At 70.0% G+C, this 22,527-nt stretch carries 21 protein-coding genes and 1 pseudogene; 10 read left to right on the top strand and 12 right to left on the bottom strand.

Annotation, left to right across the window (positions count from 1 at the left end; translation table 11 throughout):
• Window positions 1-55 precede the first annotated feature (55 nt).
• Both ACZ68L_RS10220 and ACZ68L_RS10215 read right to left on the bottom strand, forming a co-directional pair.
• Window positions 56-1,438: a deoxyguanosinetriphosphate triphosphohydrolase gene (locus ACZ68L_RS10220; RefSeq protein ID WP_469575898.1), complete on the bottom strand. Its 1,383-nt coding sequence runs from the start codon at window positions 1,436-1,438 to the stop codon at window positions 56-58.
• A gap of 81 nt (window positions 1,439-1,519) precedes the next feature.
• Window positions 1,520-1,714: a hypothetical protein gene (locus tag ACZ68L_RS10215; RefSeq protein ID WP_469575787.1), complete on the bottom strand. Its 195-nt coding sequence runs from the start codon at window positions 1,712-1,714 to the stop codon at window positions 1,520-1,522.
• A 289-nt stretch (window positions 1,715-2,003) separates the two neighbouring features.
• On the opposite strand from ACZ68L_RS10215, the gene ACZ68L_RS10210 reads away from it, so the two are divergent.
• Window positions 2,004-2,717: a SanA/YdcF family protein gene (locus ACZ68L_RS10210; protein WP_469575785.1), complete on the top strand. Its 714-nt coding sequence runs from the start codon at window positions 2,004-2,006 to the stop codon at window positions 2,715-2,717.
• A gap of 51 nt (window positions 2,718-2,768) precedes the next feature.
• Here the strand turns inward: ACZ68L_RS10210 and cutA are convergent, their stop codons facing one another.
• Both cutA and ACZ68L_RS10200 read right to left on the bottom strand, forming a co-directional pair.
• Complete coding sequence (gene cutA, locus ACZ68L_RS10205; RefSeq protein WP_469575784.1) at window positions 2,769-3,107, bottom strand: divalent-cation tolerance protein CutA; 339 nt, start codon at window positions 3,105-3,107, stop codon at window positions 2,769-2,771.
• A gap of 88 nt (window positions 3,108-3,195) precedes the next feature.
• On the bottom strand, window positions 3,196-3,822 hold the full coding sequence (locus ACZ68L_RS10200; RefSeq protein ID WP_469575783.1) for an NADPH-dependent FMN reductase: 627 nt from the start codon (window positions 3,820-3,822) through the stop codon (window positions 3,196-3,198).
• 110 nt (window positions 3,823-3,932) lie between these two features.
• On the opposite strand from ACZ68L_RS10200, the gene ACZ68L_RS10195 reads away from it, so the two are divergent.
• From ACZ68L_RS10195 to ACZ68L_RS10185, 3 genes are all read left to right on the top strand, one after another.
• Entirely contained in the window at window positions 3,933-4,733 is an 801-nt protein-coding gene (locus ACZ68L_RS10195) for an aminotransferase class IV family protein (protein WP_469575782.1), read from the top strand.
• Between the two features lie 548 nt (window positions 4,734-5,281).
• Window positions 5,282-5,950, top strand: a complete 669-nt coding sequence (locus ACZ68L_RS10190; RefSeq protein WP_469575780.1) for a hypothetical protein — start codon at window positions 5,282-5,284, stop codon at window positions 5,948-5,950.
• A gap of 118 nt (window positions 5,951-6,068) precedes the next feature.
• On the top strand, window positions 6,069-6,692 hold the full coding sequence (locus tag ACZ68L_RS10185; RefSeq protein ID WP_469575779.1) for a class F sortase: 624 nt from the start codon (window positions 6,069-6,071) through the stop codon (window positions 6,690-6,692).
• A 24-nt stretch (window positions 6,693-6,716) separates the two neighbouring features.
• On the opposite strand, the gene ACZ68L_RS10180 is transcribed toward ACZ68L_RS10185, so the two are convergent.
• Window positions 6,717-7,505, bottom strand: coding sequence for a sulfite exporter TauE/SafE family protein (locus ACZ68L_RS10180; RefSeq protein ID WP_469575777.1), 789 nt, complete (start codon window positions 7,503-7,505; stop codon window positions 6,717-6,719).
• Window positions 7,506-7,683: 178 nt separating this feature from the next.
• Here ACZ68L_RS10180 and ACZ68L_RS10175 point away from each other — a divergent pair, with 178 nt between their 5' ends.
• Window positions 7,684-8,613, top strand: a complete 930-nt coding sequence (locus ACZ68L_RS10175) for an oxidoreductase (protein ID WP_469575775.1) — start codon at window positions 7,684-7,686, stop codon at window positions 8,611-8,613.
• A 30-nt stretch (window positions 8,614-8,643) separates the two neighbouring features.
• Here the strand turns inward: ACZ68L_RS10175 and ACZ68L_RS10170 are convergent, their stop codons facing one another.
• The 4 genes from ACZ68L_RS10170 to dusB form a co-directional block, all read right to left on the bottom strand.
• On the bottom strand, window positions 8,644-9,057 hold the full coding sequence (locus ACZ68L_RS10170) for a VOC family protein (RefSeq protein ID WP_469575773.1): 414 nt from the start codon (window positions 9,055-9,057) through the stop codon (window positions 8,644-8,646).
• 119 nt (window positions 9,058-9,176) lie between these two features.
• Complete coding sequence (locus ACZ68L_RS10165) at window positions 9,177-10,151, bottom strand: ArsR/SmtB family transcription factor (RefSeq protein ID WP_469575770.1); 975 nt, start codon at window positions 10,149-10,151, stop codon at window positions 9,177-9,179.
• 509 nt (window positions 10,152-10,660) lie between these two features.
• A complete protein-coding gene (gene ppdK / locus ACZ68L_RS10160; protein WP_469575768.1) occupies window positions 10,661-13,408 on the bottom strand; it encodes a pyruvate, phosphate dikinase in 2,748 nt (915 codons plus the stop codon).
• Between the two features lie 711 nt (window positions 13,409-14,119).
• On the bottom strand, window positions 14,120-15,268 hold the full coding sequence (gene dusB, locus ACZ68L_RS10155; RefSeq protein ID WP_469575766.1) for a tRNA dihydrouridine synthase DusB: 1,149 nt from the start codon (window positions 15,266-15,268) through the stop codon (window positions 14,120-14,122).
• Window positions 15,269-15,338: 70 nt separating this feature from the next.
• Between dusB and ACZ68L_RS10150 the strand changes: the two genes are divergently transcribed.
• Both ACZ68L_RS10150 and ACZ68L_RS10145 read left to right on the top strand, forming a co-directional pair.
• Window positions 15,339-16,823, top strand: a complete 1,485-nt coding sequence (locus ACZ68L_RS10150; RefSeq protein WP_469575765.1) for an MFS transporter — start codon at window positions 15,339-15,341, stop codon at window positions 16,821-16,823.
• A gap of 45 nt (window positions 16,824-16,868) precedes the next feature.
• A pseudogene (locus tag ACZ68L_RS10145) lies at window positions 16,869-17,261 on the top strand (MFS transporter); the annotation flags it as partial.
• 90 nt (window positions 17,262-17,351) lie between these two features.
• On the opposite strand, the gene ACZ68L_RS10140 reads toward ACZ68L_RS10145, so the two are convergent.
• The 3 genes from ACZ68L_RS10140 to ACZ68L_RS10130 form a co-directional block, all read right to left on the bottom strand.
• Complete coding sequence (locus tag ACZ68L_RS10140) at window positions 17,352-17,618, bottom strand: DUF6243 family protein (protein WP_469575763.1); 267 nt, start codon at window positions 17,616-17,618, stop codon at window positions 17,352-17,354.
• A 311-nt stretch (window positions 17,619-17,929) separates the two neighbouring features.
• Window positions 17,930-18,133 carry a hypothetical protein gene (locus tag ACZ68L_RS10135; protein ID WP_469575761.1) on the bottom strand — a complete coding sequence of 68 codons (204 nt, stop codon included), beginning with the start codon at window positions 18,131-18,133 and terminating at the stop codon, window positions 17,930-17,932.
• A 118-nt stretch (window positions 18,134-18,251) separates the two neighbouring features.
• Window positions 18,252-19,634 (bottom strand): glycine--tRNA ligase, encoded by a 1,383-nt coding sequence (locus ACZ68L_RS10130; RefSeq protein WP_469575760.1) that lies wholly within the window; start codon window positions 19,632-19,634, stop codon window positions 18,252-18,254.
• A gap of 205 nt (window positions 19,635-19,839) precedes the next feature.
• Between ACZ68L_RS10130 and ACZ68L_RS10125 the strand changes: the two genes are divergently transcribed.
• The 3 genes from ACZ68L_RS10125 to ACZ68L_RS10115 are packed head-to-tail and all read left to right on the top strand — an operon-like array spanning window position 19,840 to window position 22,510.
• Window positions 19,840-20,793 carry a metal ABC transporter substrate-binding protein gene (locus ACZ68L_RS10125; RefSeq protein ID WP_469575758.1) on the top strand — a complete coding sequence of 318 codons (954 nt, stop codon included), beginning with the start codon at window positions 19,840-19,842 and terminating at the stop codon, window positions 20,791-20,793.
• Between the two features lie 38 nt (window positions 20,794-20,831).
• Entirely contained in the window at window positions 20,832-21,614 is a 783-nt protein-coding gene (locus tag ACZ68L_RS10120) for a metal ABC transporter ATP-binding protein (RefSeq protein ID WP_469575757.1), read from the top strand.
• 2 nt (window positions 21,615-21,616) lie between these two features.
• Window positions 21,617-22,510, top strand: a complete 894-nt coding sequence (locus ACZ68L_RS10115) for a metal ABC transporter permease (protein ID WP_469575754.1) — start codon at window positions 21,617-21,619, stop codon at window positions 22,508-22,510.
• The last annotated feature ends 17 nt before the right edge of the window (window positions 22,511-22,527 follow it).

Below are 22,527 nucleotides of genomic sequence, written 5' to 3'. Positions count from 1 at the left end.
CGCCCGACGGTGACGACACGGCCGGGTGACCGGCCGGGGGCGAGGCCTCGGCCGGTCAGCGGCGGGGTCCGGTGAGCGAGGCGTGCAGGGAGCGTGCCGAGGCGTCGGTCAGGGCGGCGATCTGATCGACGAGGACCCGCTTGCGGGCCCGGTCGTCGCAGGCGGCGTCGAACAGCGCCCGGAACTGCGGTTCCAGTCCCTCCGGGGCGCGTGCGGTCAGCGCGGCGGCCAGCTCCGCGATGACGATCCGCTGATCGGCGCGGATGGCCTCCTGCTCGGCGCGCTGCATGACGTAGCGGTCGGCGACCGCCTTGAGCACGGCGCATTCGTTGCGTGCCTCGCGGGGCACGACCAGCTCGGCCGCGTACCGGCTGAGCCGGCCCGTCCCGTAAGCCTGCCGGGTGCCGCTCTCGGCCGCCAGACAGAACCGGCCGATCAGCTGGCTCGTCGCGTCCTTCAGCCGGGCCTGGGCGACGGCCGAACCGTCGTAGTTGTCCGGCCACCACTCCTGGCCGATGAGCCGGTCGAGGGCGTCGGCCAGCTCCTCGGGATCGGTGTCCGCCGGGACGTAGCGTCCGATGGCGACCGCCCAGATCGCGTTCCGCTCGGGCTCGGCGTAGAGGCAGTTCGGATCGATGTGCCCGGCGTGCAGCCCGTCCTCGAAGTCGTGCACCGAGTACGCGACGTCGTCGGACCAGTCCATGACCTGGGCCTCGAAGCACTTGCGGTCCTTCGGGGCGCCCCTGCGGGCCCACTCGAAGACGGGCAGGTCGTCCTCATACACCCCGAATTTCGGGGAGTCCGGGTCGAAGGGGTGGCCGCCGCGCGGCCACGGGTACTTGGTGGCGGCGTCCAGGGCGGCGCGGGTCAGATTGAGTCCGACGCTGGCCAGCTCGCCGGTGCGGGTGTCGGGGACGAACCGCTTCGGTTCGAGCCGGGTCAGCAGGCGCAGCGACTGCGCGTTGCCCTCGAAGCCCCCGCAGTCCGACGCGAAGTCGTTGAGCGCCTGCTCCCCGTTGTGTCCGAACGGCGGGTGGCCGAGGTCGTGGGCGAGGCAGGCCGTCTCGACCAGATCGGGGTCGCAGCCGAGCGCCGCCCCGAGCTCGCGGCCGACCTGGGCGCATTCCAGGGAGTGGGTGAGCCGGGTCCGCGGGCTGGCGTCCCAGGCGTGGCTGCGGGTACCGGGGGTGACGACCTGGGTCTTGCCCGCGAGCCGGCGCAGTGCGGCGGAGTGCAGCACACGGGCGCGGTCGCGCTGGAACGCGGTACGGCCGGGCCGCTTGTCCGGCTCGGTGTCCCAGCGTTCGGCGTCGGCCGCGCGGTAGGGGGCCGAGCCGTGGTCCTGTGTGCCGTGCGCGCACTGCGTGTCGTGTGTGCACTGCGTGTCGTGTGTGCACTGCGTGTCGTCTGCGCCTTGTGCTTCCTGCGTGCCGTCCATGCCGTCCATGGTTCCGACAGTAAACGTCCCGGCTGACAGCGCGGCCCAGGCGGATGCGCGCCGACCGGCCCGGCGGCGGAACTACGCGGTCGTCGCGACTTCGGCCACCATCCGCCGGACCGGCCCCGGGGTGGCGACCTGTCCGTGCCGCCGGGTTCCGTTCAGGGAGACGAGCCCGAGCTGGGTGCCGAGCTGTGCGGTGATGCGAGTCAACAGTTGCGCCGTGCTGTCGAGGGGCAGGGACTCATCGGGATGTGCCGGTGCCGACTCCGTCATGGACCGATGGTGCGGGCCCGAGGTTGCCGCACCGTTGCGTGAGGGTGACGGGTCCTGTCCACGGGCGCGTCGAGCGGCCGGGCCGGGGCCGGGGGCCGGAGAGGGCGGGGGGAGCTCTCGGTGAGGAACAGGCCGCGCCGCCGAAGAGCCGATCGATCTGCGACACGTCCGCGGCCGGATCGGAAACGGTAACGAAATAAACGAAACCGGGAGATGGAGAACCCTTTCCCCTCAGCGGTCGTCCGATCATGTGGGACAGCAAGGCACACGGCACGAGCAGGGGGCACCCATGGAGGAGAAGCAGCCGGGACGGGCGGCGCGGCTCGGGCGGTTCCGGCCGCGGTGGCCGCGGACGCGGCGCGGACAGCGGCGCCTCGTCCAGGGGGTGATGGTCGCCTCTGTGGTGGCACTGACGCCCGCGACCTATCTGTACTCCGTCGCCGACGCCCGGGTCAGGACGACCGCGGACGCGCCCGCGCAGCAGGTCGCCGTGGTGTTCGGAGCCGGGCTCTGGCACGGCAAGCCGTCGCCGTATCTGGCGAACCGGCTGAACACCGCCGCCGAGCTGTACCGGGACGGAAAGGTGAAGGTCGTGCTCGTGACCGGTGACAACAGCCGGAAGGAGTACGACGAGCCCGACGCCATGCGTACGTACCTGAAGGCGCACGGCGTGCCGGACAAGCGCATCGTGAGCGACTTCGCCGGGTTCGACACCTGGGACTCGTGCGTCCGCGCCAAGAAGATCTTCGGGGTCGACCGCGCGGTGCTGGTGAGCCAGGGGTTCCACATCCGGCGTGCGATCGCGCTGTGCCGGAGCGCCGGGATCGACGTGTACGGCGTCGGCGTCGACGCCGTACACGATGCGAGCTGGTACTACGGCGGAACACGGGAGATGTTCGCGGCGGGGAAGGCGGTGCTGGAGTCCACGTTCAAGCGCGAACCGCACTTCCTGGGCCCGAAGGAGCCCGGCATCGGGGAGGCCCTGGCGGCGGACGAGCGATAGGGGGACGCCCCGGCGCGACTGCCCGCACCGGGGCCGGCGCGGCCGCCCGCTCTAGAGAGGGGCGTCCGGGGTGGTCTCGGAGGAGACCCAGTCGAGGTAGCGGGCGCTGCCCCGTACCACCGGGACCGCGATGACCTCCGGTGTCCCGTAGTCGTGCGCCGCCAGGAGATGGGCCTCCAGTTCGTCGTACCGCTCCGCCGTCGTCTTGAGCAGCAGCTGCCACTCCTCGGTGGTCTCGATGGCGTTGTCCCAGCGGTAGACCGAGGTGACGGGCGCGGAGATCTGTACGCAGGCGGCGAGCCGCGCCTCCACCGCGCCCTGCGCCAGCGCATGGGCCTTCTCCTCGCTGTCCGTCGTGGTCAGTACGGTCAGCCATGCCGGCGTCGTCACCTTCGGGCTCCTCACTGTCGGTTACGGGGTGTCCTCGCACCCCTCGTCGATTGTCGGGGGCAGACCGGCGCGGCGCAGTGTCCCGCGGTCAGACGCCGTACGGACGGACGGCCTTGGCGTCACGCAGCGCGCGCCCCCACCAGTCGAGCTGGTCGAGCAGTGTCCTGGCCGCCGCGTCGCAGCCCGAGGGGTCCTTGGGCCTGCCCTCCTCGTCGAAGAGGGCACCCGCGTTGTGGAACGACACGGTTTCGCGGATGCCGACGCCATGCAGCTCCGCGAAGACCTGCCTCAGGTGTTCGACCGCGCGCAGACCGCCGGAGACCCCGCCGTACGAGACGAAGGCCACGGGCTTGGCCTGCCACTCGGCGTGGTGCCAGTCGATGAGGTTCTTCAGCGGGGCCGGGTACGAGTGGTTGTACTCGGGGGTGATGACGACGAAGGCGTCGGCCGCCGCCAACCTGGGCGACACGGCGCCCAGTTGCGCCCGCGCATCGGCGTCGGGCCGGTAGGAGAGGGCGATCGGGAGATCGAGCTCCGCGATGTCGATCAGGTCGGTCTCGATGCCGGGCCGATGGGCGGTGTGCGAGAGGAACCAGTCGGAGACGACGGGGGCGAACCGTCCTTCGCGATTGCTGGCGAGAATGACCGCGACCTTCAGGGACGCGGTGGAGGCGGTGGCGACCGCCATGGATGAGGCTGCTGTGGTGAGGTCCATGCGGAGAGGCTCGTATGTCAACCATAGTTGAGGTCAAGCCCCGTCCATCGACGTCCGCACCTCCCACCTCGCACCTCGCACCTCGCACCTCGCGGCATACCGTGGACCCCATGACGACTCCCCCTCCCGCGCCCTTCCCGTACGCGGAGTTCAACAGGCACCCGGCCACCGAGGCGGATCTGCGGATTCCCGCCTTCCTCAACTACGGCCATTTCACGGCCATGCAGGTCAGGGACGGAAAGGTACGCGGCCTCGCCCTGCATCTGGCCCGGCTGGACTCCGCCAACCGGGAGCTGTTCGAGCGCGCCCTGGACGGGGAGCGCGTGCGCGAGCTGATCCGGCACGCGCTGGACGGTGCGGGGGTACGGGACGCCTCGTCCCGGGTGTACTGCTTCCTGCCGCCGGGCGACGCGGAGACCACCGTCATGGTCACGGTGCGCGGGCCGGCGCGGAAGTCCGCCGAACCGCACGACCTGATGTCCGTTCCCTACGCCCGGACCGTTCCGCACATCAAGCGTCCCGGCGAGTTCGGCCAGACGTACTACGCGACGCTCGCCGCCCGAGCCGGTTTCGACGAGGCCCTGCTGACCGCGCCGGACGGCGCGGTGACGGAGGGGGCGATCACCAACATCGGCTTCTGGGACGGCACTTCGGTCGTCTGGCCGGACGCCCCCTGCCTGCGCGGCATCACCATGGCACTGCTGGAACAGGAACTGCCCGGCGTGGGGCTGGAGTCCGTACGTCGCCGGGTGGCACTGGACGGGATCGGCGCGTTCGGGGCGGCCTTCCTCACCAACTCGCAGGGCATCGCACCGGTCCGGCGGATCGACGACATCGCGTTCACGGTGGACGAGGAGCTGATGAAGCGGATCGGCCGGGCCTACGACGGCACGCCGTGGGACACGATCTGACGCCTCCTGGCTCACGCCGGGCACCCGTGGCCCACCCGGCGCTGCCCGCCGGGGCGGCATGGGGCATACGGATCCACATCGGGACCGCCCCTCTCCCGGACGCCGGCGCTCCGTGCCCGGGTGTCTTTGCCCGCCGTCGGCCGGTCCACCGCCGCGCCGATGTGAGAGCACCGCGCCCCGGGACTCCCGACGCAAAACCGCCCTCACCGGACCCAGGGGGGTGGGTCCGGTGAGGGCGGCGGCCGGGAGCGGCCCGGTGCACCGTCCCGTGGGGGGTGTCAGACGTGTGCCCGACGCCCACAAGGTCATGCATGTGATGTGCGCCACTTTCCTCCGGGAGGGTGTCACCCGTTCGGCACCGGTCGGTAAAGGACCGGTCATCCTCGCTTCGATCACCGCCGTGACCTGCACACATATCGCTTGGCAAGGATGCCGCGCCGGGCCGTTCGGGTGAAAGCTGACTTGGTGTCAACAGGCGTGGAGGGCGAGCCGCCCGTTAGCTCGGGGTCAGGACACACCTACTCGCGCAGTTGCCGGAGGAACCCCCCATGCGTCCTGCCCGCCTAGTGACCGGTACCGCCGCTTCCGCGGTCACCATAGCCACGCTCGGCCTCTTCTCCGCAGGACCGCCCGCGTACGCGGGTGATACCGGCACTCTGCGGATCAGCCCGGCGGGCGCGCCACGGGCCAACGGCGACCAGGAGGGGCACGGCCGCGACGGGGACGGAGCGAACAACTCCTCCGGATCCGGGCTCAACACCCCCTTCGGCCTCAACGTCCCCTCACTCCTCGACTCCGTCGGCGGGTTCAACGCCTTCTCCGGGCTCAGCACTCCCTCCAGGGAAGGCTCGAACGAGCGTGGGAGCGGGGATCGCAACCAGTCCGGGGACGGGGGCTCGGGCAGGCACGACAGTTCGTCGGGGCAGAACAGTTCGTCCGGGCACAACGACTCCTCGTCCGGACGCGACAACTCCGGACGTGACAGCTCCGGGCGGGACAGCGCGGGACAGGATTCGTCCGGCCGCGACAACTCGTCCGGACAGGGCGATTCGTCCGCGCGCAACACCCCCAGCGGGCACGTCAAAACAGGCGTCGGCGGCAGTGTCCGGCCCGACACCTCCCAGATCGCGGCGGGCGCCGGCGTACTCGCCGCGACCGTCGCCGGCGGAGCCTGGCTCCTGCGTCGCCGGGCGAGCGGCACGCAGGAAGCCGGCTGACGGAGACGGATTCACGTCTCCGTACCGCCTGGAATCCGTCCCGGTGGCCGCGCGGCCACCGGGACGGGACCGTCCCCTCACCCGTACTGACTCCTGCCACGTCACCCGGAGGACGACCGTGTCCCAGAAGGCCCAGGGCTGGCTGCTGGTCATCGCGGCGCTGGCCGGTTTCTGGCTGATCCGCCACGGCGCCGACGCCCAGCTGATCCCGCCCCAGCCGACCTCCGCGCAGGCCTTCGCCGGCGGCCCCGGGCCGCAGCCGGGATCCCCGGTCGCCGAACCCCTGGGGCCGTCGGCACCCGTGCGGCTCCGCATCCCGAGCATTCGGGTGGACGCCCCGGTGATGCGGCTGGGACTCGGGTCCGACGGCAGTCTCGACGTGCCGCCGGCCGGGAACCGCAATGTCGTCGGCTGGTACCGGAACGGCACTTCCCCCGGCTCCAAGGGCAGCGCGATCGTCGCCGGTCATGTCGACAACGCGCAGGGGCGGTCGGTCTTCTACGACCTGGGCGCCCTACAGAAGGGCAGCAAGGTCGAGGTGGTCCGTCAGGACGGGCGTACCGCCGTCTTCTCACTCGACGCGATCGAGGTCTACGAAAGCCGGAACTTCCCCGACAAGCGGGTGTACGGGGCCTCGCCCTACGCCTCGCTGCGGCTGATCACCTGCGGCGGCGGCTTCTCGAAGACGACGGGTTACGAGGGCAATGTGGTGGCGTACGCGCACCTCACCGAGGTGCGGTGAGCCCTGCCCTCCGGCGCCGGTCGCTCATGCCGTCCACTGGTCGAAGGCCAGCTTCGCGACCAGCGAGAACACCACGACCAGCAGCACCCCGCGAACGAACCCGCTGCCCTTCCTGAGCGCCATCCGCGCCCCGATCAGCCCGCCGGCCAGGTTGAACACCGCCATCAGCGCGGCCAGTTGCCACAGCACACTGCCCTGGTAGGCGAACATCGCCAGCGCCCCGCCGTTGGTGCACACGTTGACGATCTTGGCGGTGGCGGACGCCGTCACCAGATCGAGGTGGAGCACCGCGGTCAGCGCCAGCACCAGGAACGTTCCGGTACCGGGGCCGAACAGTCCGTCGTAGAGACCGATGCCGCCGCCGACCAGCACGATCGCGGTGACGGTACGGGCCCGGGTGATCTCGTGCCGGGCCCCCTCGTCCGTCGCCGCGCCGAACGAGGGCCTCAGCATCACGAACGCCGCGACCGTCAGCAGCACCACCATGATCACGGGTCGCAGCACCTCGCTGCTGATTCCGGCCGCGAAGAACGCACCGGTCATCGATCCGGCCAGCGCCGCGAGCCCGATCCGCAGGGCGACCCCGACCTTCACCGGAGCCTTGCGCACGTACGTCACGGCGGCGCCCGACGTTCCGACGATCGCGACCGCCTTGTTGGTGCCGAGGACGTGCGCGGCCGGGACGTGCGGCAGGCCCAGCAGCAGGGCGGGCAGCAGGAGCAGCCCGCCGCCGCCGACCACCGCGTCGATCCAGCCCGCCGCGGCTGCGGCGAGGCAGAGGACAACCAGTGTGGTGAGCGCTATGTCGGGCATGATCGCGACCCTAAGGACGAGATAGCTGCCCCGTCCAACCGCTTTGGCCGGATCGTGGGAAAGTTGAGCCAACACTGAGGTTGGCGGACCTCCGGACCCCCAACGGCCTCCACGGGTCATGCGTTCGGGATCCGACCGGCCCGTTCTCTCCGCGCGCCCCGGTCGTACGCTGGGGTCCATGAGCCAGGGCTGGAACGCGAGCGACATCCCCGACCAGAGCGGCCGTACCGCCGTGGTCACCGGAGCCAACAGCGGGATCGGGCTGATCACGGCACGGGAGCTGGCCCGGCGCGGCGCGCGGGTGCTGCTCGCCTGCCGCGACGAGATACGCGGCAAGGAGGCCGAGTCCCGGATCCGGACGGCCGTGACCGGCGCGGACGTGGAGTCCGTACCGCTCGATCTGGCCGATCTGGATTCCGTACGCGAGTTCGCCGCGGTCCACGCGCCCGGCCGGATCGATCTGCTGATCAACAACGCGGGTGTGATGGCGCTGCCGTACGGGAGGACGACCGACGGCTTCGAGAGGCAGTTCGGCGTCAACCATCTCGGGCACTTCGCCCTCACCGGGCTGCTGCTCCCGAAGCTTCTCGACACCCCGGGGGCGCGTGTGGTGAGCGTCTCCAGCGGGATGCACGCCCTGTCCAACATCGACATCGGGGATCTCAACAGCGAGCGGAACTACCGCCGTTGGATCGCCTACGGCCGCTCGAAGACCGCCAATCTGCTCTTCGTCCACGAGCTGGCACGGCGGCTGTCGGCGGCCGGTTCCGGGGTGGTGGCCGCCGCGGCGCACCCCGGATACGCGGCGACCAATCTGCAGACGGCGGGCGTCCGGATGGAGAGCCGCAAGGCGGCGGAGCGGGTCTTCGAGCTCGGCAACCGGATCATCGCCCAGCCCGCGTCGTCCGGAGCGCTGCCCACCCTGTACGCGGCCACCGCGCCCGGCGTGCGCCCCGACTCGTTCACCGGGCCGAGGCTGCTGGGCTGGCGCGGTGCGCCCGCCCCGTCGTGGCGGGCGGGCTGGACGCTCGACGACGTGGCGAGCGAGCGGCTCTGGGTGGCGTCCGAGCAGCTCACGGGGGTGACGTATCCGGGCCTCGGGTCCTGAGACCCGGCGGCCCGCCGACCGCCGTCGGCCTCAGGCCTGCTGCCCCTCGACGGCCGCGGGGTCCATCCACATGACCTCCCAGATGTGGTGGTCCGGGTCCTGGAAGGAACGGCCGTACATGTGACCGAAGTCGATCGTCTCGTTGGCGGGCGACCCTCCGGAGGCCAGGGCGGTGTCGACCAGTTCGTCCACCTTCTCGCGGCTCTCCGCGCTCAGCGCGAGGATCACCTCGGTGGACTTCGAGGCGTCGGCGACCTCCTTCTTGGTGAACTCCTTGAAGCGGGGCTCGGTGAGGAGCATGGCGAAGATGGTGTCGCTGATGACGAGACACGCGGTGTTCTCGTCGCTGAACTGCGGGTTGCACGAGAAGCCGAGCTTGCCGAAGAAGGCCTTGGTCGTCTCAAGGTTCTTGACCGGCAGGTTCACGAAGATCATCTGAGGCATGGCCGTTCCGTTCTCTCTGGGGTTCGAATCCCTCTGGTGTTCGAACGCTTTACGACAGGTAGACGACGGGGCGGCACGGAACTCATCGGTACCGGCGAGGAAATCTTCCGCCCTCGGATTCAGGACATGGCGAGCGGCGCGCCGCCCCGGAGCAGCGATCCGCCCAGCGGGGTCAGCGTATGCAGGACCGAGCTGCCGTGCCGCAGCGTGTGGATCAGGCCGGCCTCGCGCAGCACACAGGCGTGCTGGCTCGCCGAGGCGAGGGAGACTCCGGCCCGGCGGGCGAGTTCGCTGGTCGTGCAGCCGTTGCCGATGGCGCTCAGGACCGTGGAGCGGGTGTGGCCGAGGAGCCGACCGAGCCAGGGCCCCGGTTCCGCGAAGACCGGGGCGCGGGAGTGGGTGACCGGGTAGACCAGGACCGGCGGAAGTCGCGGGTCGCGGAGGACGACCGGGGTGACCCGGCAGAAGAAGGACGGCTGGAGCAGCAGCCCCCGGCCGTCGAGGTGGAGCTCGCGGTCGACGGGGTAGTCCGCCTCCAGCACGGGGGCCCGCCAGCGGATCATCGGCGGGAGGGAGGCCAGCAGCTCTTCCGCCCCGCCGTCCAGGAGTGCGCGGCCGCGGACGGCGCGGTCGGCCTCGACGCTGGCCTGGATGTGCGGCCAGTACGGTTCGATCGCGGCGCGGTGGTAGCCGCGCAGGGCGCCGATGAGCCGGTCGAGCGACTCGACGCGCCCGTGGGGGACGCGGCCCGCCTCGCGGCGTTCGGCACTCAGCAGGGCGAGTTCGGCGCGGATCCGCCGGGGCGGGGTGTCGCGCAGCGCCTCCATTCCGGCGCCGATGCCGTACGGCTCACCACTTTCCTGAGAAGGCGTCAGAAAGTCCGGGAAATAGCCGCGTGCTGGAATCACGGCGGCCAGTGGGCGTACTTCACCATTCAACCTGGGCCGGGTTTCCTTACGCCATTCCCCGAACACCGTGGAACCACGGCGGTCCCTCAGCCGGTGGAAACTCAGAATGGTTTCCCACAGCGCATCCGGCCGGGTGGCCATCCGCACCTTGGAAAGGTCCACCCCGGACATGTGGATGCGCAGCACCGAACCCCCACCTGTTGCACCTGCAATTGCCCCCACCCCAGGGTATGCGACCCATAACAGCGCGTCACCACGGGGTTTCGGCCAGAGGTGAAACGTCTCGCCCGCGGGTGCCATCACCCGAAAAGCTGTACGACGTCGGGTGCGAATCCGGAGCCACCGGAAGATCGAGTGAAGGCCGTGGGGGGTTTTGCTCGTTCGGCGGCGGTCGGCGACGGTGCGGCTCCGTGCCCGGCGGGGGTAAGCCGGGTGCGGTCCATGGATGGGGATCCATGGACCGCACCCCGGTTCGATACCGGCCCATGTCTTTGCGTATTAAACGAACTTTGCGTATGGAAGTGCGTGTGGGGGCGAAGAAAAGGCACAACGCCGAACAACGCTTTTCCCCAGAACAAAACGAGGCGGCGGCACCCCCGCACGGGGTGCCGCCGCCTTCGGTGGTTCCGGGGGCGCCGTCGGGTCGGTGAGGGTACGAGTGAGCCGGCGGCGGCCCCGGGGCCCGGTGCGCCGGGTCAGCGGCTGTCGCTGCCCGTCGAGTCCGCCGCCGCCCGGCCCGCCTCCAGGCGGGCGACGGGGATGCGGAACGGCGAGCAGGACACGTAGTCCAGGCCCACCTCGTGGAAGAAGTGCACCGACTCCGGGTCGCCGCCGTGCTCGCCGCAGACGCCGAGCTTCAGGTCCGGGCGGGTGGCCCGGCCGGCCGCGACGGCGCTGCGGACCAGTGAGCCGACGCCGTCCTTGTCGATCGTCTCGAACGGCGACACCCCGAAGATGCCCTTCTCCAGGTACGCGGTGAAGAACGAGGCCTCCACGTCGTCGCGGGAGAAGCCCCACACCGTCTGCGTCAGGTCGTTCGTGCCGAAGGAGAAGAACTGCGCGGCCTCGGCGATCTGAGCGGCGGTCAGCGCGGCACGCGGCAGCTCGATCATGGTGCCGATGGTCAGCTTCAGCCGGGTGCCGGTGGCGGCCTCGACCTGGGCGATGACCTGGTCGGCCTCCTCGCGGACGATCTCCAGCTCCTGGACCGTACCGACGAGCGGAATCATGATCTCGGCGCGCGGGTCGCCCTTGGCGTTCTTGCGCTCGGCGGCGGCCTCGGCGATCGCCCGGACCTGCATGGCGAACAGGCCGGGGATGACGAGACCGAGACGGACGCCGCGCAGACCGAGCATCGGGTTCTGCTCGTGCAGCTTGTGGACGGCCTGGAGCAGTCGCAGGTCGTTCTCGTTGGCGTCCTTGCGGGACTCGGCGAGCGCGACACGTACCGAGAGCTCGGTGATGTCGGGCAGGAACTCGTGCAGCGGCGGGTCGAGCAGCCGTACGGTGACGGGCAGTCCGTCCATCGCCTCGAACAGCTCGATGAAGTCGGCCTTCTGGAGCGGCAGCAGCTCTTCCAGCGCGGCCTCGCGCTCGGCGTCGGTGTCCGCGAGGATCAGCTTCTCGACCATCTCGCGGCGCTCACCGAGGAACATGTGCTCGGTACGGCACAGGCCGATGCCCTGGGCGCCGAAGCGGCGGGCCCGCAGCGCGTCCTCGGCGTTGTCGGCGTTGGCCCGCACCCGCAGCCGGCGCACCCGGTCCGCGTACGCCATGATCCGGTGCACGGCGGCGACCAGCTCGTCGGCGTCGTCGGCGCCCGCGTGCATCCGGCCCTCGAAGTACTCGACGACCGGGGACGGCACGACGGGGACCTCACCGAGGTACACCTTGCCGGTGGAGCCGTCGATGGAGACGACGTCCCCCTCCTCGATGACCCGTCCGCCCACCGTCATCCGGCGGCGCTTGGTGTCGACTTCGAGGTCCTCGGCGCCGCAGACACAGGTCTTGCCCATGCCGCGGGCGACGACGGCGGCGTGCGAGGTCTTGCCGCCGCGCGAGGTCAGGATGCCCTCGGCCGCGATCATGCCGTCGAGGTCGTCGGGGTTGGTCTCACGGCGGATGAGAATGACCTTCTCGCCGGAGCGGGACCACTTCACCGCGGTGTACGAGTCGAAGACGGCCTTGCCGACCGCGGCGCCCGGCGAGGCGGCGATGCCCCGGCCCAGCAGATCGGTGGCGGCTTCGTCGTCGAAACGCGGGAACATCAGCTGCGCCAGCTGCGCCCCGTTGACCCGCTGGAGCGCCTCGGCCTCGTCGATCAGCCCCTGGTCGACGAGCTGGGTGGCGATCCGGAAGGCGGCACCGGCGGTGCGCTTGCCGACCCGGGTCTGGAGCATCCAGAGCCGGCCGCGCTCGATGGTGAACTCGATGTCGCACAGGTCCTTGTAGTGCGTTTCGAGGGTCTCCATGATCTGCATCAGCTGGTCGTACGACTTCTTGTCGATCGACTCCAGCTCGGCGAGCGGCACGGTGTTGCGGATGCCGGCGACGACGTCCTCGCCCTGCGCGTTCTGCAGGTAGTCGCCGTAGACGCCCTGGTGGCCGCTGGCCGGGTCGCGGGTGAACGCGACGCCCGTACCGGAGTCCGGGCCCAGGTTGCCGAAGACCATCGAGCAGACGTTGACGGCCGTGCCGAGGTCGCCGGGGATGCGCTCCTGGCGGCGGTAGAGCTTGGCCCGGTCGGTGTTCCACGAGTCGAAGACGGCCTTTATGGCCAGGTCCATCTGCTCGCGCGGGTCCTGCGGGAAGTCACGTCCGGCGTCCCGCGAGACGATCTTCTTGAACTGCTTGACCAGCTTCTTCAGGTCGGCCGCGTCGAGGTCCACGTCGACCGTGACGCCCTTGGCCTCCTTCGCCGCCTCCAGCGCCTCCTCGAAGAGGTCGCCGTCGACACCGAGGACGGTCTTGCCGAACATCTGGATGAGACGGCGGTAGGAGTCCCAGGCGAACCGCTCGTCACCGGCCTGGGCGGTGAGACCGGCCACGGACTTGTCGGAGAGGCCGATGTTGAGGACCGTGTCCATCATGCCGGGCATCGAGAACTTCGCGCCGGAGCGGACCGAGACCAGCAGCGGATCGTCCGCCTGGCCGAGCTTCTTGCCCATCCGGGCCTCAAGGGCTTCGAGATGCGCGCTGACCTCGGCTCGCAGCTCCGTCGGCTCCTCACCACTGCCGAGGTAGACCTTGCACGCCTCGGTGGTGATCGTGAAGCCCGGAGGGACGGGGAGCCCGAGATTGGTCATCTCGGCGAGGTTGGCGCCCTTCCCGCCGAGCAGGTCCTTCAGATCCTTGTTGCCCTCGGTGAAGTCGTAGACGAACTTCTGCCCCTGCGGCTCCCGGGATTCCGGGGTGGATACGTGGGGATCTTTGTTTTCCGACACGGGTCTCGACTCCTCGAGGACGCGGTGGCTGCCCTGACGGCGAGGAACATACCCAGATCGAAGGTGCCTGGGTACGTCCACTTGCGCGTCATGAGGCCTCAACCACCCGTCCGCCAGCAGATCGAAAGTGATGGGACCTGTCCCTCGATCGAGGGACTGCGTTCACTTCTTGAATGAAAAAGCACTCAACGTAACGAAAGGTTCTCACATTGACCACACAGCGCAAGGCAAGCGTCGATCGATCAAAGTGGAGCCACTTGGCACCGAGTGCCATCATTTGAGAAATGCAGCTCCCAACTTCACGCTCATCTGAGCGACATGACTCTCAGGGTGGCGAGAATCACTCTACGATCGACGCTCAGATGTCACCATCCGGACGCCTGTACGGTGACGACTGGTCACCGGGTGATCATCAAACGGCAGCTCAGCGTGAGTGGATCCGACACACAGCGCATGATGCGGACCCATAGGGACCGCCACTTGGCTCGATATCGCTGAATCCGGCCGAATATTGCGCTCAGATGAGCGGCGCAAATGTAGAGGCACGCGGTGCCTCTGGCGCCACGTGCCTCCTGAGGGCCCTGAGGGGCCCGAGGGCCCGGAAAACCCCGAAGGGTCCGGAAAGACCTGAGGGGCCCGACCGGGGCACGGTCGGGCCCCTCAGGCCCCTCACAGTCCCCTCGGGCCCCTCAGGCTCCCGGGGGCGCCTCTTCAGCCGCCCGAGGTGTCCAGCTCCGCGTCCGCGCTCACTCCCGCGCAGTCGTACGGGTCCTTCAGCCAGCCGTCCGGCAGCACGACCCGGTTGTTGCCCGAGGTGCGCCCGCGCGGCCCGTCCGCGCCGTCCGGCCACGCCTGGTCCAGGTCCAGCTCCCGCAGCTGCCCGCCCAGCTCGTCCAGCGACGAGGTGATCGCCAGCTTCTTGCGCATCTCGGAGCCGACCGAGAAGCCCTTGAGGTACCAGGCGACGTGCTTGCGGAAGTCGATCACGCCGCGGGTCTCGTCACCGATCCACTCCCCCAGCAGCGTCGCGTGCCGCAGCATGACGTCGGCGACCTCGCGGAGAGCCGGCGCGCGCCGTGTTTGCGTACCCTCGAACGCGCTCACCAGGTCGCCGAAGAGCCAGGGGCGGCCCAGGCAGCCGCGCCCCACGACCACTCCGTCGCAGCCGGTCTCGCGCATCATCCGGCGGGCGTCGTCCGCGCTCCAGATGTCACCGTTGCCGAGGACGGGGATCTCCGGGACGTGCTCCTTGAGCCGGGCGATGGCGTCCCAGTCGGCGGTGCCGCCGTAGTGCTGCGCGGCCGTCCTGCCGTGCAGGGCGACGGCCGTGACGCCTTCCTCCACGGCGATCCGGCCCGCGTCGAGGTAGGTGGTGTGGTCGTCGTCGATGCCCTTGCGCATCTTGATGGTGACCGGCAGCCCGCCCGCGTTGGAGACCGCCTGGTTGAGGATCGCGCGCAGCAGGGGCCGCTTGTACGGAAGCGCCGAGCCGCCGCCCTTGCGGGTCACCTTGGGGACCGGGCAGCCGAAGTTCAGGTCGATGTGGTCGGCGAGGTTCTCGTCGACGATCATGCGGACGGCCTTGCCGACGGTGACCGGGTCCACTCCGTACAGCTGGATCGAGCGCGGGGTCTCGCTCTCGTCGAAGTGGACGAGCTGCATGGTCTTCTCGTTGCGCTCGACCAGCGCGCGCGTGGTGATCATCTCGCTGACGAACAGCCCCTTGCCGCCGGAGAACTCCCGGCACAGGGTGCGGAACGGGGCGTTGGTGATGCCGGCCATGGGCGCGAGCACCACCGGCGGCTGCACCGTGTGCGGGCCGATCCGGAGCAGCGGGGGCGAAGGGGCGAGCGTGGTCATTGCTCCATTGTCGCGTACGGCGCGGAGTGGCTCGCCGGCAGAGTTCGTTAGTTAACCGTACTATCCATGTATGCCCGAGCTGAGCCCCCGCCGACGGCAGTTGGTACTGGCGATCTGCTGTATGAGCCTGCTGATCGTCAGCCTCGACAACACCGTCCTCAATGTCGCCCTGCCGTCCATGCAGAAGGAACTGCACGCCTCCGTGGCGGGCATGCAGTGGACGATCGACGCCTACACCCTCGTCCTCGCGTCGCTGCTGATGCTCGCGGGCTCCACCGCCGACCGGATCGGGCGCCGGAAGATCTTCAAGATCGGGCTCGTCCTCTTCACCCTCGGCTCGGTCCTCTGCTCCCTGGCGCCGAACCTGGAGTCGCTGGTGGCGTTCCGGATGGTGCAGGCGGTGGGCGGCTCGATGCTGAATCCCGTCGCGATGTCGATCATCACCAACACCTTCACCGACCCGCGCGAGCGGGCCCGCGCCATCGGGGTGTGGGGCGGTGTCGTCGGCATCTCCATGGCGGCGGGCCCGGTGGTCGGCGGTCTGCTGGTGGACTCGGTCGGCTGGCGGTCGATCTTCTGGATCAATCTGCCGGTCGGTCTCGTCGCGCTGCTGCTCACCTGGCGGTACGTCCCCGAGTCGCGCGCCCCGAAGCCGCGCCGTCCCGACCCCGTGGGGCAGCTGCTGGTGATCGCGCTGCTCGGTTCACTGACGTACGCGATCATCGAGGCGCCCTCGGCGGGCTGGGCCTCGCCACGCATCCTGACGTTCGCCGCGCTCGCCGCCTGCGCGGTCGTCGGGCTCCTGTTGTACGAGCCCAGGCGCGCCGAGCCGCTCATCGATCTGCGGTTCTTCCACAGCGCCCCGTTCAGCGGGGCCACCGTCATAGCGGTCTGCGCGTTCGCCGCGCTGAGCGGGTTCCTCTTCCTCAACACGCTGTACCTGCAGAACGTGCGCGGTCTGAGCGCGCTGCACGCCGGTCTGTACATGCTCCCGATGGCGGCCCTGACCTTTGTCTGCGCGCCCCTGTCCGGGCGGCTGGTCGGCAGTCGGGGACCGCGGCTGCCGCTGCTCGTCGCGGGAGTGACCATGACGGCGTGCGGGCTGTTGTTCGCCGCGTTCGACGCGGAGACGGACAACGCCCTGCTGTTCACCGGCTATGTGCTGTTCGGCCTCGGCTTCGGCATGGTGAACGCCCCGATCACCAATACGGCCGTCTCCGGGATGCCCCGCTCGCAGGCCGGTGTGGCGGCGGCGGTCGCCTCGACCAGCCGGCAGGTCGGCGGAACGCTCGGGGTCGCCGTGATCGGTGCGGTGCTGGCGGCCGGTGTGGCCGGTACCGGGTCCCCGCGGGGCGCCGCGTACGCGACGGCCTTCGTGGACGCGAGCAAGCCCGCCTGGTGGGTCCTCACGGGGTGCGGGGTGTGCGTCCTGCTGGTGGGGGCGCTGACCAGCGGGCGCTGGGCGCGGGAGACGGCACGTCGGACCGCGGAGCGGCTGGAAGCGCCGACCGATGCCCCGGTCGGGGATCAGGCTTCGGCGAGCTCCAGGGCCTGAAGGCCCCGCAGCCGCTGCGCGGTCTCGTCGTCGGCGGGGGTGTACAGCCGGGTCGTGACGGCGGGCGGGGTGATCCAGGCGGTGGGCGTACTGGTGCTCGCGTTCACCGTGTGGCAGCGGTGGTCGGGCCTCGGCATGCTGGGGCTGACGCCGGGGGTCGCGATCGCGGGGTTCGGACAGGGGCCGCAGCTGCCCGTCCTGTTCCGCATCGTGCTCTCCGGCGTACCGGCCGCGCGGGCCGGTGTGGGTGGCGGGGTGATGACGACCAGTCAGCAGGCCGCGCCGGACCTGGGGGTGGCCACGCCCGGCACGCTGTTCCGCTCTCTGGTCCCGGGTTCCGGGATGCGGGACGCGTCGGCCGTGACGCTGCTGGTGCAGCCGGCCGCCGTGGTGCCGACGACGCTGCTGAGCCTGCGGCTGCCGCGCAGAGTGGCGTGAGCACGCGGGACGACGGGGCCCGGACAGAGGCGGGGGCCCGGATCACTTCTGGTGATCCGGGCCCCCGGTCGTACGGATGATGAGGAGGTGTCAGCTCTGTGCCGGGGTGTCCTGCCCGGACGCGCTCGGCTGCGCGGAGCCGTCCGACGCCGGCCCGGTCCGCGCGGCGGACTCGGCCTGTGCGGAGGCCGGTCCCGGCTGCGCGCGCTCACGCATCTTGCGCAGCAGCTCCTGCTTCTGGTCGGCAGCGGTCTTGCGGTCGGCGTTGTGCGCAGGGCCCACGCCCTGCTGCTCGGCGCGGGACAGCTTCTTGCGCTGTCCGCCCACACCGAGGAGGTTGTTGCGGCTCTTGGCCACGGCGTTCTCCCATTCATGGTGAGAAGTGAGGTCTGAAGCGACCTGGAATCGATCCGATGGGCGGCGGGTGGTGGGGCCCGCCGCGCGCTCACTCGTAGATCTGGAAGAACGAATACATGCCGGAACCGTACCCCGGCCGGATCGGGCCGGGCACCCGATTTTCCGCGTGCCCCGGCAGGACCCCGCCGTCACGGCCGGGTCCACCGGCGTGCCGGAGCCGCTGCCGCGCGGCCCGCGCGTGCGACGGCCCTGCGGTGACGCTCCCGCGCGCGATGGGCCCGCGCACGACGGCAGGGGCACGGGCGGCCCGCTCAGGCGGTCGGGTCGACCGTCGCCTGGTGGGCCTCGGCGAGATGTTCCCCGGCCTTGAGCCAGGGCAGGAACTGCACCCCCTTGCGCCAGCCGCAGGTGTCGCAGCTCAGCTGCCGCTGCGTCCCCGACTTCGTCACGTGGACGACGTGTTCACGGCCGTGCTGATCCCATCTGCTGACCTTGCTCGTGGTCATGGACGGCATCGGAGCCTCCTGCTGGACGCGTGGGCGCGCGGACGCGACCGCTCGGCGTGGACAGTGTGCAACGAAGCCCCCGGTTCCGTACGGGGAACCGAGGGCTTCGTCGTCGAATCGTGGTGCGTCAGCAGCCCAGCAGTCGGGCGCCGAGGTAGGCCTGGATCTGGTCCAGGGAGACGCGCTCCTGCTTCATGGTGTCGCGCTCGCGCACGGTGACCGCGTTGTCGTCGAGCGTGTCGAAGTCGACGGTGACGCAGAACGGCGTACCGATCTCGTCCTGCCGGCGGTAGCGGCGGCCGATGGCACCCGCGTCGTCGAACTCGATGTTCCAGTTCTTCCGCAGGTCGGTGGCGAGCCCCTTGGCCTTCGGCGACAGCTGCGGGTTACGGGACAGCGGCAGGACGGCGACCTTGACCGGCGCGAGGCGCGGGTCGAGACGCATCACGGTGCGCTTCTCCATGACGCCCTTGGCGTTGGGCGCCTCGTCCTCGATGTACGCGTCGAGGAGGAAGGCGAGCATCGCGCGGCCGACACCGGCCGCCGGCTCGATGACGTAGGGGGTCCAGCGCTCGCCGGCCTCCTGGTCGAAGAACGAGAGGTCCGTGCCCGAGGCCTTGGAGTGCGCCTTGAGGTCGTAGTCCGTGCGGTTGGCGACACCCTCCAGCTCGCCCCACTCACTGCCGCCGAAGCGGAAGCGGTACTCGATGTCCGCGGTGCGCTTGGAGTAGTGGGAGAGCTTCTCCTTCGGGTGGTCGTACCAGCGCATGTTCTCCTCGCGCATGCCCAGGTCCGTGTACCAGTTCCAGCGCTGGTCCATCCAGTACTGCTGCCACTCCTCGTCCTCGCCCGGCTTGACGAAGAACTCCATCTCCATCTGCTCGAACTCGCGGGTGCGGAAGATGAAGTTGCCCGGAGTGATCTCGTTCCGGAAGGACTTGCCCATCTGGGCGATGCCGAACGGCGGCTTCTTGCGCGAGGTCTGCTGCACCTGGCCGAAGTTGGTGAAGATGCCCTGCGCGGTTTCGGGACGCAGATAGGCGACCGAGCCGGAGTCCTGGGTCGGGCCGAGGTGGGTGGAGAGCAGACCCGAGAACTGCTTGGGCTCGGTGAACGTGCCCTTGTTGCCGCAGTTCGGGCAGTTGAGCTCGGCCAGGCCGTTCACGGGCGCGTGACCGTGCTTCTCCTCGTACGCCTCCTCCAGGTGGTCGGCGCGGAAGCGCTTGTGGCAGGAGGTGCACTCGGTCAGCGGGTCGGTGAACGTGGCGACGTGACCGGAGGCCACCCACACCTCGGGGGCCAGGATGACCGACGAGTCGAGACCGACCACGTCCTCGCGCGAGGTGACCATGTAGCGCCACCACTGGCGCTTGAGGTTCTCCTTCATCTCGACGCCCAGCGGCCCGTAGTCCCAGGCGGCCTTCTGGCCTCCGTAGATCTCACTGCAGGGATAGACGAAGCCACGGCGCTTGCTCAGGCTGACGATGGAGTCGATCTTGTCGGCGGCCACGGTGCTCTCTTCATTACGACGACGAAATTGGACAGGGGTGGCGCGAAGCGCCTCGGTGGGGGGTGGTGGGGAGACGGGCGGGCGAATGCTTCAGATTACCGGCGGGCACGCCCCTTCGATCAAATCGGTATCGGCGCGGACGGTCGCGCGGTCACCTCATCACGCTTGTTGACAATCGTTTCCATTTTTGTTGAAAATGACTGTCATGAACGTACGCCGCCTCATACCCACCGCCGCCGTCGCCGGAGCAGCCGTCCTCGGCCTCACGGCGCTCACCGCCTGCTCCGGCTCGAACGCCGCCGATCACAAGAACGGCGGCAAACTGAACGTGGTGGCCTCGTTCTATCCGATGCAGTTCCTCGCCGAGCAGATCGGCGGGAAGCACGTCTCCGTCACCACGCTGACCAAGCCGGGCGTCGAGCCGCACGATCTGGAGCTCACCCCGCGGCAGATCGGCGGACTCGGTGACGCCGACTACGTCCTGTACCTCAAGGGCATCCAGCCCGCCGTCGACGACGCCATCAAGCAGTCCGGCGCGAAGCACGTCGTCGACGCCTCGAAGCTCACCGTGCTGGAGGACCACGGCACCGAGACCGGAGCCGACGAACACGGTCATGAGCACCACGGTGACGAGGCCGGAGCCGACCCCCACATCTGGCTGGACCCCGTGAAGTACGCCGAGGTCGCCGAGGGCGTCGGGAAGTCGCTGGAGAAGACCGACCCGGACCACGCCGCGGACTACCGCAAGAACACGGACGCGCTGGTCACCAAGCTCGACGGCCTGAACACCGCGTACGCGAACGGGCTGAAGAACACCGCGACCAAGACCTTCATCACCACCCACTCCGCCTTCGGCTACCTCGCCGAGCGCTACGGTCTGACCCAGGAGGGCATCGCCGGCGTCGACCCCGAGGCCGAGCCCAGCCCCGCCCGGATCAACGAGATCCACGCCATCGCGAAGAAGAACAAGGTCAGCACCGTATTCTTCGAGACGCTCGCCAGCGACAGGACCGCGAAGACCCTCGCCAAGGACACCGGGCTGAGGACCGACGTCCTGGACCCGCTGGAGGGAATCACCGACAAGTCCAAGGGCGCTGACTACATCGCGGTCATGCGGTCCAACCTCGCCGCCCTGCAGAAGGCGCTCGGCGCGAAGTGATCCACGCAACACCAGCCACAGCAGTATCGGAGGCACTCATGCCCGAGTCCGGGAGCACCTCGACGGAGCCCGTCATAGCCCTGCGGGGCGCCACGGCCGCACTCGGCGCGCGTGTGGTGCTGCGCGGCATCGACCTGACCGTCCACCGCGGCGAGGTCGTCGCCCTGCTCGGCGCCAACGGCTCGGGCAAGTCGACCGCCGTACGCTCCGTCATCGGCCAGGTCCCGCTCACCGGCGGATCCGTCGAGCTGTTCGGCACCTCGCTGCGCCGCTTCCGCACCTGGGCGCGTGTCGGTTACGTCCCCCAGCGCACCACGGCGGCCGGCGGCGTCCCCGCCACGATCCGTGAGGTCGTCTCCTCCGGGCGGCTGTCCCGTACGAAGCTCGGGCTGCTGCGCAAGGCCGACCGGGCGGCCGTCGACCGGGCCATCGAGCTCGTCGGCCTCGCCGACCGGGCCAAGGACTCGGTGGACGCGCTCTCCGGCGGACAGCACCAGAGGGTGCTGATAGCCCGTGCGCTGGCCGCCGAACCGGAGCTCCTGATCATGGACGAGCCGATGGCCGGCGTCGACCTGGCCAGCCAGGAGATCCTCGCGGCGACGCTCCGTGAACAGGTCGCGGCCGGCACCACGGTGCTGCTCGTCCTGCACGAGCTCGGCCCGCTGGAGCCGCTCATCGACCGCGCGATCGTGCTGCGCGACGGCTGTGTGATGCACGACGGGCCGCCCCCGAAGGCGCTGGGGCAGCACGCCCTGCCCGGACACGACCATGTACACCCCCACGCGGCCTCCGAGCCCGTCCGGACGGGACTACTGAGCTGATCATGGAATTCCTCGACCCTCCGTTCATGCAGCGGGCCCTGCTCGCCGCCGTACTGGTCGGCGTCATCGCCCCCGCCGTCGGCATCTACCTCGTCCAGCGCCGCCAGGCCCTGATGGGCGACGGCATCGGCCATATCGCGATGACCGGTGTCGGCCTCGGCTTCCTGCTCTCCACCAGCCCGGTGTGGATGGCCACGGCGGTCGCCGTCGTCGGCGCCGTCGCGATGGAGCTGATCCGCTGGTACGGGCGCACCCGCGGCGACATCGCACTGGCCATGCTGTTCTACGGCGGCATGGCGGGCGGTGTCCTGCTGATCAACCTCTCCGACACCGGCTCCAACGCCAACCTCACCTCGTACCTCTTCGGCTCCCTGTCCACGGTCTCCACCGAGGACATCACCGCGATCTGTCTGCTGGCCGCCTTCGTGCTGCTGGTGACGCTGGGGCTGCGCAGGCAGCTCTTCGCCGTCAGCCAGGACGAGGAATTCGCCCGGGTCACCGGCCTGCCGGTGCGCGCACTGAACCTGCTGGTCGCCGTGACGGCGGCGGTGACCGTCACCGTGGCGATGCGGGTCGTCGGGCTGCTGCTGGTCAGCGCGCTGATGGTGGTGCCGGTCGCGGCGGCGCAGCAGATCTCCAGATCCTTCAAGCTGACGTTCGTGCTGTCGGTCGTCATCGGTACGGCGGTGACCCTGGCGGGCACCGTGACCTCGTACTACCAGGACGTCCCGCCCGGCGCGACGATCGTGCTGCTGGCCATCGTGGTCTTCGTCGGCCTGACGCTGCTCGCGACCCCGCTGGCCAGAAGGCGCGCCCGGCAGAGCGAAGCGGCGTCCGGGGAGTGCACTCTTGAGGTACCGGCCTCCCGTCCGGCCACGGACGAGCTCCGGGTTTGACCGCGACGCCCGGACGG

Source organism: Streptomyces sp. NPDC104309 (assembly GCF_055584025.1).
This window is presented reverse-complemented; position numbering and strand designations above follow the sequence as displayed.